Origin of the sequence: Leifsonia poae (assembly GCF_020009625.1) — a bacterium.
Classification (GTDB): Bacteria; Actinomycetota; Actinomycetes; order Actinomycetales; family Microbacteriaceae; genus Leifsonia; species Leifsonia poae_A.
Genome location: NZ_JAIHLP010000002.1, coordinates 3848483 through 3862844, shown reverse-complemented (window position 1 = coordinate 3862844; position 14362 = coordinate 3848483). Strand labels below are relative to the sequence as shown.

15 protein-coding genes are annotated in these 14362 nt (G+C 67.2%); 7 read left to right on the top strand and 8 right to left on the bottom strand.

The genetic code is table 11. The annotated features are described in order from the left end of the window. Nucleotides 1-33: 33 nt before the first annotated feature. On the bottom strand, nt 34-1125 hold the full coding sequence (locus K5L49_RS19020; protein ID WP_223695099.1) for a 1-deoxy-D-xylulose-5-phosphate reductoisomerase: 1092 nt from the start codon (nt 1123-1125) through the stop codon (nt 34-36). Between the two features lie 19 nt (nt 1126-1144). Beyond that, the gene (locus K5L49_RS20600) at nt 1145-2122 is read right to left on the bottom strand and encodes an FKBP-type peptidyl-prolyl cis-trans isomerase (protein ID WP_223695098.1); all 978 of its coding nucleotides are present in this window, start codon (nt 2120-2122) and stop codon (nt 1145-1147) included. A gap of 91 nt (nt 2123-2213) precedes the next feature. Here K5L49_RS20600 and K5L49_RS19010 point away from each other — a divergent pair, with 91 nt between their 5' ends. From K5L49_RS19010 to K5L49_RS19000, 3 genes are read left to right on the top strand one after another with little or no spacing between them, the layout of a single operon-like run. Further along, complete coding sequence (locus tag K5L49_RS19010; RefSeq protein WP_223695097.1) at nt 2214-3551, top strand: aminotransferase class III-fold pyridoxal phosphate-dependent enzyme; 1338 nt, start codon at nt 2214-2216, stop codon at nt 3549-3551. Nucleotides 3552-3562: 11 nt separating this feature from the next. Then, nucleotides 3563-4417, top strand: coding sequence for a hypothetical protein (locus tag K5L49_RS19005; protein WP_223695096.1), 855 nt, complete (start codon nt 3563-3565; stop codon nt 4415-4417). Nucleotides 4418-4465: 48 nt separating this feature from the next. Further along, complete coding sequence (locus K5L49_RS19000) at nt 4466-5224, top strand: lysophospholipid acyltransferase family protein (protein WP_374107697.1); 759 nt, start codon at nt 4466-4468, stop codon at nt 5222-5224. Here K5L49_RS19000 and K5L49_RS18995 read toward each other — a convergent pair. Further along, nucleotides 5221-5709 carry a CGNR zinc finger domain-containing protein gene (locus K5L49_RS18995; RefSeq protein WP_223695095.1) on the bottom strand — a complete coding sequence of 163 codons (489 nt, stop codon included), beginning with the start codon at nt 5707-5709 and terminating at the stop codon, nt 5221-5223. The genes K5L49_RS19000 and K5L49_RS18995 overlap by 4 nt on opposite strands. A gap of 44 nt (nt 5710-5753) precedes the next feature. After that, nucleotides 5754-6227, bottom strand: a complete 474-nt coding sequence (locus tag K5L49_RS18990) for an OsmC family protein (protein ID WP_223695094.1) — start codon at nt 6225-6227, stop codon at nt 5754-5756. Between the two features lie 36 nt (nt 6228-6263). On the opposite strand from K5L49_RS18990, the gene gabT reads away from it, so the two are divergent. Together gabT and K5L49_RS18980 are read left to right on the top strand one after the other, a co-directional pair. Next, on the top strand, nt 6264-7625 hold the full coding sequence (gabT, locus tag K5L49_RS18985) for a 4-aminobutyrate--2-oxoglutarate transaminase (protein ID WP_223695093.1): 1362 nt from the start codon (nt 6264-6266) through the stop codon (nt 7623-7625). Beyond that, nucleotides 7622-8620 (top strand): asparaginase, encoded by a 999-nt coding sequence (locus K5L49_RS18980; protein ID WP_223695092.1) that lies wholly within the window; start codon nt 7622-7624, stop codon nt 8618-8620. The genes gabT and K5L49_RS18980 overlap by 4 nt, the downstream gene beginning before the upstream one ends. 95 nt (nt 8621-8715) lie before the next feature. Here K5L49_RS18980 and K5L49_RS18975 read toward each other — a convergent pair whose 3' ends face one another. Genes K5L49_RS18975 through K5L49_RS18960 form a run of 4 tightly spaced genes read right to left on the bottom strand, consistent with a single transcriptional unit; the run spans nt 8716 to nt 12822 of the window. Further along, nucleotides 8716-9519, bottom strand: a complete 804-nt coding sequence (locus tag K5L49_RS18975) for an ABC transporter permease (protein ID WP_223695091.1) — start codon at nt 9517-9519, stop codon at nt 8716-8718. Further along, nucleotides 9516-10439 carry an ABC transporter permease gene (locus K5L49_RS18970; protein WP_223695090.1) on the bottom strand — a complete coding sequence of 308 codons (924 nt, stop codon included), beginning with the start codon at nt 10437-10439 and terminating at the stop codon, nt 9516-9518. Before K5L49_RS18970 ends, K5L49_RS18975 begins: the two co-directional genes overlap by 4 nt. Then, the gene (locus tag K5L49_RS18965; protein WP_223695089.1) at nt 10439-11638 is read right to left on the bottom strand and encodes an ABC transporter ATP-binding protein; all 1200 of its coding nucleotides are present in this window, start codon (nt 11636-11638) and stop codon (nt 10439-10441) included. Before K5L49_RS18965 ends, K5L49_RS18970 begins: the two co-directional genes overlap by 1 nt. Next, nucleotides 11638-12822: an ABC transporter substrate-binding protein gene (locus K5L49_RS18960; RefSeq protein ID WP_223695341.1), complete on the bottom strand. Its 1185-nt coding sequence runs from the start codon at nt 12820-12822 to the stop codon at nt 11638-11640. The genes K5L49_RS18965 and K5L49_RS18960 overlap by 1 nt, the downstream gene beginning before the upstream one ends. A 165-nt stretch (nt 12823-12987) precedes the next feature. On the opposite strand from K5L49_RS18960, the gene K5L49_RS18955 reads away from it, so the two are divergent. Together K5L49_RS18955 and ald are read left to right on the top strand one after the other, a co-directional pair. After that, nucleotides 12988-13224, top strand: a complete 237-nt coding sequence (locus K5L49_RS18955) for a hypothetical protein (protein ID WP_223695088.1) — start codon at nt 12988-12990, stop codon at nt 13222-13224. After that, a complete protein-coding gene (ald, locus tag K5L49_RS18950) occupies nt 13221-14336 on the top strand; it encodes an alanine dehydrogenase (RefSeq protein WP_223695087.1) in 1116 nt (371 codons plus the stop codon). Before K5L49_RS18955 ends, ald begins: the two co-directional genes overlap by 4 nt. Nucleotides 14337-14362 lie beyond the last annotated feature (26 nt).

Genomic DNA, 14362 nt, shown 5'->3' with positions numbered 1-14362 from the left:
GCCGCGACTACCTTGGAACCAGCCGCACAGTCCCTATGCGCCGCGGCCGCCGGCGATCATCCGGTCGGCTTCGGCCCGGGCCCATCGCTCGGCCTCGACCAGCGACTCCCGGCTCAGCTCCCCGTCGGGCGTGTGCTCGTCGACGACGCGGGCCACGGTGTCGACGATGTCGAGGTAGCCGATGGCGCCTGCGTGGAAGGCAGCGACGGCCTGCTCGTTGGCGGCGTTGAACACCGCGGGGTAGGTGCTGCCGGCGATCCCGACCCGTTTGGCGAGCGCGACGGCGGGGAACGCCGCATCGTCGAGGGGCTCGAAGGTCCAGGTGTGGGCGCGGGCCCAGTCGAGTGGAACCCCCACATCCGGAACCCGGTTCGGCCAGTCCAGGCTCAGCGAGATGGGCAGCCGCATGTCGGGGGGCGAGGCCTGGGCGATCGTCGAGCCGTCGATGAACTCGACCATCGAGTGGATGACCGATTGCGGGTGCACGGTGACCTCGATGCGCTCGAACGGCACATCGAAGAGCAGGCTCGCCTCGATGATCTCGAGTCCCTTGTTGACGAGCGTGGACGAGTTCGTGGTGACGACCAGGCCCATGTCCCAGGTGGGGTGCGCCAGCGCCTCGCTCGGCGTCACCTCCGCGAGCGACTCGCGGCTGCGCCCTCGGAACGGGCCACCGGATGCGGTGAGCACGAGCCGGCGCACCTCACGGTCCGAGCCGGAGCGCAGCGCCTGGGCGAGCGCCGAATGTTCGGAGTCCACGGGCACGATCTGCCCGGGTGCGGCCGCGCGTTTGACCAGCTCGCCCCCGACGATGAGCGACTCCTTGTTGGCCAGGGCCAGGCTCGCGCCGGTCTCCAGGGCCGCGAGCGTCGGTCCGAGGCCCACCGACCCGGTGATGCCGTTGAGCACCACATCCGCCTCCACCGAGCGCACCAGACGTTCGGCGTCGTCCGCGCCGAGCGCGGTGTCGGCGACACCGAACCGCACGGCCTGCGCCGCGAGCTCGTCGCCGTTGCGGCCGGCCGCGAGGCCGACCACGGTGAAGCGGTCGGGGTTGGCCCCGATCACATCGAGAGCCTGGGTTCCGATGGAGCCGGTGGATCCGAGGATGACTACTCTGCGCATCACCTCATCGTAGAGGTGGTCAGCGAACGGTTTTCAGGATGTCGATGACGAACACCATCGTGTCGGTCGCCGTGATGTCGCCGCTGCCCTTCGTGCCGTAGCCGTCGGCCGGCGGGACGATCGCGATGACCTGCGAACCGACTTTCTGACCTTCGAGCGCCTTCTTGAATCCGGCGACCACACCCGTGGTCTGGAAGCTGGCGGGCTCCCCGCGGCTCCAGCTGGAGTCGAAGGTCGCGCCGTTGCGCCACAGCACGCCTTTGTATTGCACGGTGACCGTGTCGCCGGACTGCACGACTTCGCCGTCGCCCTGCTTGAGCACGGCGATCTTCGTGGTGGTGGGCGGGTCGGTCTTCGGGATCGTGATGTTCGGCTCACCGGATGCGGCGAGCTTCACGGTCGGGAACCCGGCGGTCGGCGCGACCGGGGTACCGTCGGCGCGGGTCGGGATCTTGCTGACGGAGTCGATCACGAAGACGACCGTGTCGGTGTCTTTCAGGCTGAACTGGGTGAGGTCGGCCTTGCCGAACATCTGCTTTGCTGTTCCGGTGATCACGATTCGCGACTTGAGCGGGAGGCACTCGACCGCGCGCACGATCCCGGGAACGAAGGTGTTCACATCCACGGAGACGGTTTGGGCGGACTGACCGTCGAAGCCGGCCGAGGCCGCGAGCTCTTTGCCTGTCGTGCCGTTGTACGCAGCGAGTGCGATGTCGATCGAGTCGCCGCCTTTGACCTCGGCGCCGTCGCCCTTCGAGATGACGGTGCGCTCGAGCTTGGTGGCCTTCAGCGGCGTCGTGAAGGTGGCCTTCGGATCGGCGCCGTACGCGCTCGCGATCTTCACCGAGTCGGAGGCCGACCCCGGCTTCACGTTCTCACATGTGAGCGACGCACTGGTCGCGGTCGGCGTCGGGGTGGCCGACGGCGAACCCGAACTGCAGGCGGCGAGGGCGACGACGACGAAGCCGGCGGCGAGGACGGAGAGGGTTTTACGCACAGAGACACCTTCGAGATGCGGGCAGGGTTGTGCACAGTCTGCCCCATCCGGCTATGCCGAAGCTGACAGCCGGGCAACCTACGATGGAGGCATGACTCGCGATTTCTCCGTTCCGCAAACCCGTCAGCTCGTCACCGCCCTTCCGGGCCCCCGCTCCGTCGCGCTGCAGGCACGCCGTGTCGCCTCGGTCAGCCGCGGCGCCGGAACGCTCGCGAACATCTACATGGAAAGCGGTTCGGGCGCCATCCTCGTCGACGTCGACGGCAACCGTCTGATCGATCTCGGCTGCGGCATCGGCGTCACGACCATCGGGCACGCGCATCCGGAGGTCGCGGCGGCAGCCGCCGCGCAGGCCGCGAAACTGACCCACACGCTTTTCACCGTCACGCCCTACGAGAACTACGTCCGCGTGGCCGAGAAGCTCGCCGAGGTGACCCCCGGCAACTTCGAGAAACGCAGCATCCTCGTCAACTCGGGGGCCGAGGCCGTCGAGAACGCGGTGAAGATCGCCCGCAAGTTCACCGGTCGCCGCGCGATCGCCACGCTCGACCATGCCTTCCACGGCCGCACCAACCTCACGATGGCGATGACCTACCGCCCCTGGCCCGAGCGGGCGGGCATGGGCCCGTTCCCGGGTGAGATCTACAGCGTTCCGGTCAGCTACCCCTTCCGCGACCCCGCAGGGATGACCGGCGTCGAAGCCGCCGAGCGGACGATCGACTACATCATCACCCACATCGGCGCCACCGAACTGGCCGCCCTGTTCGTCGAGCCCATCCAAGGCGATGGCGGCATCGTCATCCCCGCCCCCGGCTACTTCCAGCGTCTCTCCGAGTTCTGCACCGAGAACGGCATCGTGTTCGTCGCCGACGAGATCCAGGCCGGCATCGCTCGCACAGGCGCCTGGTACTCGATCGAGCACCACGGCGTCGTGCCAGACCTCGTCACCACGGCCAAGGGCATCGCGGGCGGCTTCCCGCTCGCCGCGGTCACCGGCCGCGCCGAGATCATGGATGCGGTGCAGCCGGGCGGCATCGGCGGCACCTTCGGCGGCAACCCGATCTCCACGGCCGCGGCGCTCGCGACGTTCGAGGTGATCGAGAAGGAGAACCTCATCGCCGAGGCGCAGCGTGTGGAGCGCGCCCTCTGGGCCCGCATCGGCGATTGGGCCGAGAAGTTCGCCGTCGTCGGCGAGGTGCGCGGCAAGGGCGCGATGTTCGGCGTCGAGCTCGTGCACCCCGGAACCAAGAAGCCGAACCCGGAGGCCCTGAAGTCCGTTCTCGCCCACGCCACGGCCAACGGCGTCATCCCCCTCGACGCCGGAAGCTGGGACAGCGTGCTGCGACTGCTTCCGTCGGTCGTGATCAGCGAAGAGCTCATCGACGACGCTGCGAGCGTGCTCGAAGAAGCTCTGGCCCGCTTCAACTGACACCGACCCGGATGCGTTCCTCCCGTTGGCGTGTGCTCGCCGGGTCCGCTGTCGTCGCCGCCGTTCTCGCGTTCGTTCCGGCGGTGGGCGCCAGCGGCACCCCTGCGTTCGACGCCGGCGAGATCATCAGCGACGACAGCTTCTTCAACCCGAACGCAATGACGGCCGCCGATATCCAGGTCTTCCTCGACGATCGCAGTTGCACCCCGAAGGACGGGGTTCCGTGTCTCGCCCGCTACCGCATCGACACCCCGGACGTTGCCGCGTCGAAAGACCGGTGCACGGCGCTGCGCGGTGCGCGTGACGAACCGGCCAGCAGCATCATCGCGCGCGTCGCCCAGGCGTGCACGATCAGCCCGAGGGTACTGCTGGTGCTGTTGCAGAAGGAGCAGTCTCTATTGACGGCACCGAGCGCATCCGGTTACCAGAAGGCCACCGGCTACGCCTGCCCCGACACCGCCGCCTGCGACCGGAAGTACTTCGGGTTCTTCAATCAGGTGTACCGGGCCGCGTGGCAGTTCCGGGAGTACACGGTGCACCCGGCCGATTGGCGTTACCGCATCGGCGCCAACCGCATCCAGTACCATCCCGACGCGAGCTGCGGCTCGAGCACTGTTCGCATCGTCAACCAGGCGACCGCGAACCTCTACAACTACACCCCGTATCAGCCCAACGAGGAGACGCTCACCCGGCCGACCGGGCCCGCCGGGAGTTGCTCCACCTTCGGCAACCTCAACTTCTCACGGCTCTACACGGAATGGTTCGGCTCGCCGCTCGCGGTGCGGTTCAGCGGCTGGCTGCCGGACTGCCTGAACTACGACAGAGGGTTCGGCTGCGCGCCGATCCGGCCGCTCCGCGGCGTGTGAGCGCGCACATTCCGTCCGTGGAATACGCGCGCGACTACTCTCGTATTCGTGACGACTACCGAACCCGATGATGGGCCGAGCGCAGTGAAGCGCCCCGGCTTCCTCTATCTGTTCGGCCGCACTGTCATCGCGCCCATCGCCCGGGTGGTCTACCGGCCGAAGGTCATCGGACGCAAGAATGTGCCGCGCACCGGGGCGATCATCCTCGCCAGCAACCATCTGTCGTTCATCGACAGCATCGTCATCCCTCTCACGGCGCCCCGGCGCGTGCAGTTTCTGGCGAAGTCGCACTATTTCGAGGGGAAAGGCTTCACCGGCTGGCTCTCCCGCTCGTTCTTCACCGCCATCGGCGCGGTCGGCGTCAAACGCGGTGCCGGCCAGGCCGCGCAGGATGCGCTCGACCAGTCCAAGCGCATCCTCGACACCGGCGCCGCTTTCGCCATCTATCCCGAGGGCACCCGCTCACTGGACGGCCGCCTCTACAAGGGACGCACCGGCGTGGGGTGGCTCGCCCTCACCACCGGCGCCACGGTGGTCCCCGTCGGCCTGATCGGCACCAACGAGCTGCAGCCGATCGGAACGAAGATCCCGCGCGTCAAGCGCATCACTGTGGCATTCGGCGAGCCGATCGACGTCAGCCACTACGGCACGGCGGACTCCGGGCGTGCGCGCCGCCAGGCCACCGACGAGATCATGGCCGCGATCCAGGCGCTCACCGGACAGGAGCTCGCCGAGAAGTACAACGAGGCGCCGCCCGCCGGCGCCGTGGAGCGCGTGAAACGCGCCTTCCGGCCGGAACGGCTCTAGCCCGTCGGCCCGTCGGCTGCGTCGCCCTGCCTCGCCCGGTAGGCGCGCGCCTTCTGCCGGTTCCCGCAGACGCCCATGCTGCACCAATTGCGGGAACCATTGCGGGACCGGTCGTAGAACGCCCACCGGCAGTCGTCGGCGTGGCACAGTTTCACTCGGTCGAGGCGGCCCTGAATGCTCAGGATCACCGAGGCGGCGACGGCGGCCTGCGCGGCCGTGCTCGCCGTCAATTCGACCGAGCGTTCACTGCAGGCGGTCTCGAGTTCGACCGCCGGCAAGGAGGCGCTCCCGCCATCGACCAGCGCGCGCAGGCTGTCGCGCACCGCCCGGGCCTCGGCCCGGTCGCCCATGCCGACGCCGTGCCGGTTCGCCCAGACCTCGAACGCCGCACCGTCGTCCAGCGTATCGGCGCCCTCTTCGATGTCGAGTGTGTTGAGGAAGTCGACGAGCAGTTCGGCTCCGAGCGCCGGAGCAATCGTAGGCATATAACCATTGTAAATCTGTGACAGGTTACGTGGCGCCCCGCGTGTCACGCGAGGATGGCGACCTCGGGGGCGTGCTCGACGGGGAAGTTCACCGAGGCGGCGATGAAACACTTCGCGGCGGACGGTCCGTGCAGCGAAGCCGCGAGTTCGGCCTGCGCCGGATCGGCGATCGTCACCACCGGGCGCAACAGCGCACTGGTGAAGTGGCCGCCGCCGTCGGCGGTCTGCTCCATCACGCCGGTGGCCGCATCCGTGTATCCGACCACGACCACCCCGGCCCGCGCCGCCTCGGCCAGATAGCTCAGCATGTGGCACTGGCTCAGTGCGGCGAGCAGCAACTCCTCCGGATTCCAGCGATCGCGGTCGCCGAAGAAGACGCGGTCGGCCGATCCGTCGATGGCCGGCTTTCCCGATGCGCGCACGACATGATCGCGGCCGTAGTCCTTGTAGCCGCTGGTGCCGCTCCCCCGGTTGCCGGTCCACTCCAGATCGATCGCATAGCTGTGTTCGAGCTTCATGTTCCGATTCTCGCACCGGGCTAAACTCGATGCATCATGACTGAATCCGCCACCACCGCTGCGCCCGTCTACACCGTCGCGCAGGAACGCCGCATCGTCACCGCCGTGCCCGGGCCCAAATCCCAGGAGCTGCACGCGCGACGACTCGCAGTCGTCCCGGCGGGCGTCTCCTCGACGCTGCCGGTCTACATCGCCAAGGCGAACGGGGCGATCCTCGTCGACGTCGACGGCAACCAGTTCGTAGACTTCGGCGCCGGGATCGGCGTGACGACGATCGGCCACACCGAGACCGCCGTCGTCGAGGCAGCCGCAAGCCAGCTGCGAGACGTGATCCACACCCTGTTCACGATCACCCCGTACGAGGAGTACGTGCGCGTGGCCGAGTTGCTTGCCGAGCACACGCCCGGCGGCCACGCGAAGAAGACCGTGCTCGTGAATTCCGGCGCCGAGGCCGTGGAGAACGGTGTGAAGATCGCCCGCAAGCACACCGGACGGCGCGCGGTAGCAGTGCTCGACCACGCCTACCACGGGCGCACGAACCTCACGATGGCGATGAACTACAAGGCGATGCCGTACGCCACCGGTTTCGGACCGTTCGCCGGCGACGTCTACCACGCTCCCAGCTCGTACCCCTACCACGACGGTCTCAGCGGCGGCGAAGCCGCGGCGCGCACGATCGGCTATCTCGAGAAGGTCATCGGGGCCACCGACCTCGCCTGCCTCGTCGCCGAGCCCATCCAGGGCGAGGGCGGGTTCATGGTGCCGGCCGATGGGTATCTCCCGGCTCTGCAGGAGTGGTGCACCGCCAACGGCGTCGTGTTCATCGCCGACGAGATCCAGAGCGGAATGGCCCGCACCGGCGCCTATTACGCGAGCGAACATTTCGGTCTCGTCCCCGACCTGGTGCTGAGCGCCAAGGGCATCGCGGGCGGCCTCCCGCTGGCCGCCGTCACCGGCCGCGCCGAGATCATGGATGCGGCTCAGCCCGGCGGTCTCGGCGGAACCTTCGGTGGCAACCCTGTCGCCGCGGCGGCCGCCGTTGCCGTGTTCGAAGAGATCGAGGCGAACGATCTGCTCGCCGAGGGCAAGCGCATCGAGAACGCCCTGAGGCCCGCCCTGCTCGAGCTGCAGAAGAAGTACGACATCATCGGCGACGTGCGCGGCATCGGCGCCATGCTCGCGATCGAGCTCGTGCAGCCGGGCACCGGCACTACGACCAAGGAGCCGAACTCCGCGGCCGTCACGGCCATCGCGAATTACGCGGCGGAGCGCGGGCTGCTCGTCCTCACCGCCGGCACCTACGGAAACGTGCTGCGGTTCCTCCCGAGCCTCGCGGTGTCGAACGATCTGATCGCCGACGCCGTCTCGGTGCTCGACGACGCCTTCTCCGCCCTGTGAGCGCAGCGGTCTTCACCGGCGACCAAGCGGTCGAGCTCGCCGTGGTCGAACGCAGCGGGTTCGTCGAGTCCCGGCACCTCGGCTCGGCCGTCGTGCTCGGCCCCGACGGCGGCGTCGTGAACTCGCTCGGCGCCCCGGAAGCCCCGGTCTTCCCCCGCTCGAGCCTGAAGCCGTTCCAGGCGATCGCCGTGATGGGCGCGGGCGTCCCGCTCACCGGTGCGGCCGCCGTGCTGGCGACCGCCAGTCACGGGGGAACCCCGGCGCATCTGTCAGTGGTCCGCGGGCTCCTCGCGCAAGCGCAGCTCAGCGAGAACGCCCTGCTCTGCCCGCCTGACTGGCCGCTGGACTCCGCCGCGCGCGACGACGCCATCCGGGCCGGCGAAAGCCGCACACCGCTGTTCATGAACTGCTCCGGCAAGCACGCCGCCATGCTCCTGGCCTGCATGGTCAACGGCTGGCCGATCGAGAGCTACCTCGACCCGCAGCATCCCATGCAGCACCAGGTGCGCGACGTCGTCGAGCGGCTCACCGGCGAGAAGGTCGTCGCCACAGGCGTCGACGGATGCGGCGCCCCTGTGTATGCGATGGCTCTGACCACTCTGGCGCGCGGCATCCAGCGCATCGCCACCGCCTCGGACGGGTCGCCGTTCGCGCTCTACCGCAATGCCGCCCTGCTGAAGAACGCCGTTCTCGCCGACGGCTGGGCGATCGACGGCCCCGGACGGGCGAACACCGTGGTGATCGACCGGCTCGGCGTCTTCGCGAAGCTCGGTGCCGAAGGCGTGATGGTGATGGCCGCCCCCGACGGAACGACGGTCACCCTGAAGATGCTCGACGGCAGCCTGCGGGCCGCATCCATCGTCGCGCTCTCCCTGCTCGTCGACGCCGGAGCGCTCGAACGCTCGGCGGTGGAAGCCGTCACCCCGAAACTCGACCTCGCCGTGCTCGGCCGGGGGGCGCCGGTGGGCGAGATCCGCGCCTCCTACACCGCCTGATGCGGTGATCCGAAGCCGCCCGCACGCGGGAGACCGTAACGGCCCGGCACCTGGATGGTGTCGGACCGTTACGGTTTTGGGGGTCTAGTGGCGCGTCAGGACGTGCGCGCCAAGCGTTTCGCGCGCGCCGCGGCCGTGATCTGCGAGAGCAGCACCACGAGGATCGTGATGATGAATACGGCCGAGGCGATCACATTGGCCTGCGCGGGGATGCCACGCGAGGCGGCGATATAGATGTACATCGGGAAAGTGGTCACTGCACCCGCGTTGAAGTTCGTGATGATGAAGTCGTCGAAGCTCAGCGAGAACGACAGCAGCGCCGCCGACAGGATGCCGGGCAGCAGCAACGGGAACGTCACGCGCCAGAACACGGCGATCGGCGATCCGTAGAGGTCGCGACCCGCCTCCTCGAGCGAGGGATCCAGGCTCGCCACGCGCGCCTTCACCGTCACGACGACGAAGCTGATGCAGAACATGACGTGGGCGACGATGATGGTGCCGAACCCCTTGTTGATGCCGAGACTCAGGAACTGGGCGGCCAGGCCCGCTCCGAGCACGACCTCCGGGCTCGCCATCGGCAGGAACAGCAGCAGGCTGGTCTGCGAGCGGAACCGGAACCGGTAGCGCATGAGCGCGATCGCGATCATCGTGCCGAGGATCGTCGCGACGACCGTGGCGATCAGACCGATGATGATACTGGCCATGAACGCGTCGCAGATGCCGGCGGCGCTGCATACATTCGTCCAGTTGCGCCAGGTGAACCCCCGCCAGGCGATGTTGTTCTTGAGCGCGTCATTGAACGAGTAGATGAAGGTGTAGACGATCGGGATGAGCAGGAAGGCGAGCGCGAGGAAGGCGTAGACGCCGAGTCCCAGACCTTTGAACCGGAAGCCCTTCACAGCAGGTCCTCCGTTCCGCTGCGTTTCACGTAGACGCCCACGATCACGAGGATGACCGCCATCAGCACCACCGACATCGCGGCCGCCGTGGGATAATTCTGCAGCACGAGGAAGTTGCTCTCGATCACGTTGCCGATCATCGAGGTGTCCGACCCGCCGAGGAAATCCTGCGAGGCGTTGATGTAGTCGCCCGCCGCCGGAATGAACGTGAGCAGGGTTCCCGAGACGATGCCCGGCATCGACAGCGGCAGCGTCACCTTGCGGAAGGTGGTGAACGCGTTGGCGTACAGATCGCTTCCGGCTTCGAGGTAGCGCACATCCAGTCGTTCGAGAGTGGAGTAGAGCGGCAGCGTCATGAACGGGATGAAGTTGTAGGTCAACCCGAACACCACGGAGAACGCCGTGCCCGTGACGTGGGCATCGGGCGGCAGAACGGAGAGCGCCTTCAGCGACGTCGTGAACCAGGAGTCGTCGGAGAGCAGCTGCTTCCACGCCAGCGTGCGCAGCAGGAAGCTGATGAAGAACGGGGCGATGACGAGCGTCATCAACAGGTTCTGCAGCAGGGGGAACCGCCGGACCTTCACACCGATGAAGTAGGCGAGGGGGTAGCTGATCAGCAGGGCGGCCGCCGTGGCGATGATCGCGTAGACGAACGACCGGATGATCTGCGGCCAGTACGTGCCGATCGCATCTGTGTAGTTCTCCCAGCGGAACGCAGCCTGGTACTGGCCGATGTCGCCGCCGACCACGGGGGTCTGGAACGAGGTGATGATCAACGAGACAAGAGGAGTCAGGAAGAACAGCACGAGGTAGACGACACCGGGCAGCAGCAGCACGAGCGCGATGCCGCTCCGGCGCCGCTGTGCCGGCTCCTGATCCTGCTGCGGGGGCGTGGCCGTCGAGAACGCGGCGAGGGCCATTACGCCTCCTCGAGCTCCGACAGCAGGCGGTCCTTCGCCTGTGCGGCGATCATCTGCGTGTCGGTGTCATCGACGAACTTGCCGTCGATCGGCGGCTCGTCGGCGAGGACGAAAGTGTGGTCCGCATCCCAGGAGACCCAGACGTCGGAGCCCCGCGACGCCGCCGGCCCGGAGCTCATGTTCTGCGCGAACACGATCACCGATCCGAGGCCGGGGATCTCGACGATGTACTGCGTGCTCACCCCGCTGAACGACACATCTGTGACGCGGCCCGGCCCGAGCTGGTTGCGCCCGGCCGCGATCGTCTCCGGTGTCTCGTGCAGGCTGAGCTTCTCGGGTCGGACACCCACGGTGACACGTCCGCTGGCGCGCTGAGCGCGGGAGCGCGGGACGTTGAGCCGGTGACCACCCACCTCGACGCCGACGACATCACCGCCGGAGTCCTGAACCGGGCCGACGAACAGGTTCGACTGTCCCAGGAAGTTGGCGACGAAGACGGTGGCCGGCAGTTCGTAGAGCACCTCGGGCGCCCCCATCTGCTCGATGGCGCCTTTGTTCATCACGGCGACCGTGTCGGCCATCGTCATGGCCTCCTCCTGATCGTGCGTGACGTGCACGAAGGTGAGGCCGACCTCGTTCTGGATGGCCTTCAGCTCAAGCTGCATCTGCCTCCGCAGTTTCAGGTCGAGGGCGCCGAGCGGCTCGTCGAGCAGCAGCAGGGCTGGACGGTTGACGACCGCGCGCGCCAAGGCGACCCGCTGCTGCTGGCCGCCCGAGAGGGATGCCGGGCGACGGGCGGCGAGATGGTCGAGCTCCACCAGTCGCAGCGCCTCGTGCGCACGGGCGACCGCATCCCCGATCTTGCGACGGCGCAGGCCGAACGCGACATTCTCCAGGATCGTCATGTGGGGGAAGAGCGCATAGCTCTGGAACACCGTGTTGACCGGCCGCTGAAACGGCTTCGTCTTGGTGACATCGGTGCCGCCGATGAGGATCTGACCCTCGGTCGGCTCCTCCAGCCCGGCTACGAGGCGCAGCGTCGTCGTCTTGCCACAGCCGCTCGGGCCGAGCAGCGCGAAGAACGAGCCGGCGGGGATGGTGAGGTCCAGATGCTCGATGGCAGTGAACCCCGGGAAGCGCTTCTTGATCCCGACCAGCTGCAGGTCGGCGCCGGACTCGGCGAATACTCCCTTCGGCATCAGGCCCCCAATATCACCTTCTGGAAGGCCGCCTGGTACTTCTGCTCCTCCGCCGGCGTGAGCGAGCGGAAGATGTGCGCATTGGCGAGCGTCGTGTCGTCGGGGAAGATGAGCTGGTTGTCTGCGAGATCGGGGTCGATCTTCACCGCCGCCTCTTTGGCGCCGACGACCGGGGTGATGTAGTTCACCCATGCGGCGACCTCGGCCGCCACCTCAGGCTCGTAGTAGTAGTTGATGAGCTCTTCGGCGTTCGCCTTGCGCGGCGAGCCGATCGGGATGACGAAGTTGTCGCTCCAGAGCGTTCCACCGGAGTCGGGGAGGGCGAACTCCCAGTTGTCCCCCGCTTCGGCGTTCAACTGGGTGATGTCGCCCGACCAGCAGATGGCAGCGAGCGTGTCGCCGCTCTTCAGGTCGTTGAGGTACGAGTTGCCCTTGATGTTGCGGATCTGGCCGTCGTTGACCTCTTTGGTGAGCTTGTCGATCGCCTTGTTGTAGTCGTCGTCACTGAATTTCTTCGAGATGTCGACCCCTTGCTGCAGGAGCAGCAGACCCATCGTGTCGCGCATCTCGCTGAGCACGCCGACCTTGCCCTTGAGCTCCGACTTCCACAGATCGTCGATCGACTTGAGTCCGCCGGGCACTTTCGACTTGTTCCAGCAGATGCCGGCGAACCCGCTCTGCCAGGGCAGGGACTTCTTGCGTCCGGGGTCGAAGTCGGCGTCCTGCAGGGCCGGGGTGAGGTTCTTCTTGTTCGGGATGCTCGCCGCATCGAAGCTCTGAACGTAGCCGAACCGGATCAGCCGGGCGACCATCCAGTCGGTGAGGCAGACGGTGTCGGCGCCGATGTCTTTGCCGAGCGCGAGCTGGTCTTTGACCTTGGCGTAGTAGGTGTTGTTGTCGTCGACCGCGACATCGTATTTGACCGTGATGCCCGACTTCTTCTCGAACGCCTGGAGCGTCGGGTAGTTGCCCGCCTGATCTTGATCGAGATAGGCCTGCCAATTCGCCCAGGTCATCGTCTTGTCCGTCGACGATTGATCTTTCGCCGCGGTCGGCTTGCTGGATGCGCCCCCGGTCGAACAGGCCGCAAGAGCAAGGGCGGCTGCGCTGGCGCCGACACCGGCGAGAACACCCCGCCTCGTCATCTGCGACTGCCGAGCCGATTGGATCAGCTTCTGGATCATCGGGTCTTGCGGAAGCTGCCTCGAATTCACTGTGGTGCTCCTTCAGGGTCGAACACGGTCACTCTCACACTCGCTCTGACGTCTCCGCGCCGTTGCGGTGGGTCGATACTGGCACAGGACGTGGCATCGCGCAGCAAAAGAGGGGCAAAACGACGATCTTGAAACATGATCGTCACGAAATCAGCACCTCAGGGTGCGATCCGCGGGGGAAAACGCAGCCGTCACGCCTCCGAACGCGGTCGGCACATCGACGACGATCGCGGGATGGCGAAATCACCCATAAAGATCCACAAAATTTACGAAATCAGCACCAAAAAGCAAGATTTCCAGTCGAAATCATCCGTCGTTCCGACTAAGGTCAATGCTGAACCGATCATCGTCGACGTGTTAGGAGCCCCATGAAGGTCGCGATCCCCCGCGAGATCAAGGACAACGAGTTCCGGGTGGCCATCACTCCGGCCGGGGTTCACGACCTCATCGCGAACGGCCACGAGGTCTTCGTCGAGACGGAGGCCGGAACCGGCTCCTCCATCCCAGACGAGCTCTACGCATCGGCAGGGGCGACGATCCTCCCCGACGCCGCGAGCACCTGGCAGATCGCGGATCTCGTGCTCAAGGTCAAAGAACCGATCGCGAGCGAGTACGGCCACTTCCGCCCGGGGCTCGTGCTCTTCACATATCTGCATCTCGCCGCCGAGCCCGAGCTCACACATGCGCTCATCGACTCCCGGGTCACCGCGATCGCCTATGAGACCGTGCAGCTGCCCAACCGGGCGCTGCCGCTTCTGGCTCCGATGAGCGAGGTGGCCGGTCGGCTCGCGCCGATCGTCGGTGCGAACACCATGCTGAAGCCGAACGGCGGCCCCGGACTCCTCGTCCCCGGCGTCCCGGGCACGCATCCGGCCGTCGTCACCGTGCTCGGCGGAGGCGTCGCAGGAACGAACGCGATCGGTGTCGCCGTCGGTCTGGGCGCCGAGGTAACCGTTCTCGACACGAACATCGCCCGGCTGCGCGAACTCGACGCCCTCTACGCCGGCCGCATCAAGACGATCGCCTCGAACAGCTTCGAGATCGACAAGGCCGTGGTCGCCTCCGACCTGGTGATCGGCTCGGTGCTGGTCCCCGGCGCCAAGGCGCCCAAGCTGGTCAGCAACGAGCTGGTGTCCCGGATGAAACCGGGGAGCGTGCTCGTGGACATCGCGGTCGACCAGGGCGGCTGCTTCGCCGACTCGCACCCGACCACGCACACCGCCCCCACCTTCACGGTGCACCAGTCCCTGTTCTACTGCGTGGCCAATATGCCCGGCGCCGTGCCGCACACCTCCACCTATGCGCTGACGAACGCGACGCTTCCCTATGCCCGGGCGATCGCCAACCGCGGCTGGCGCGACGCCCTGGAGGCCGACGCATCCCTCGCGCTCGGCCTCAACACGCACGCTGGATCGGTCACGAACGCCGCCGTCGCCGAGGCCCACGGCCTCAGCGCCGGCACTGTGGCGGACGCCCTGTCGTAGAGCTCAGCACCGGGCGGAAGCGGCCG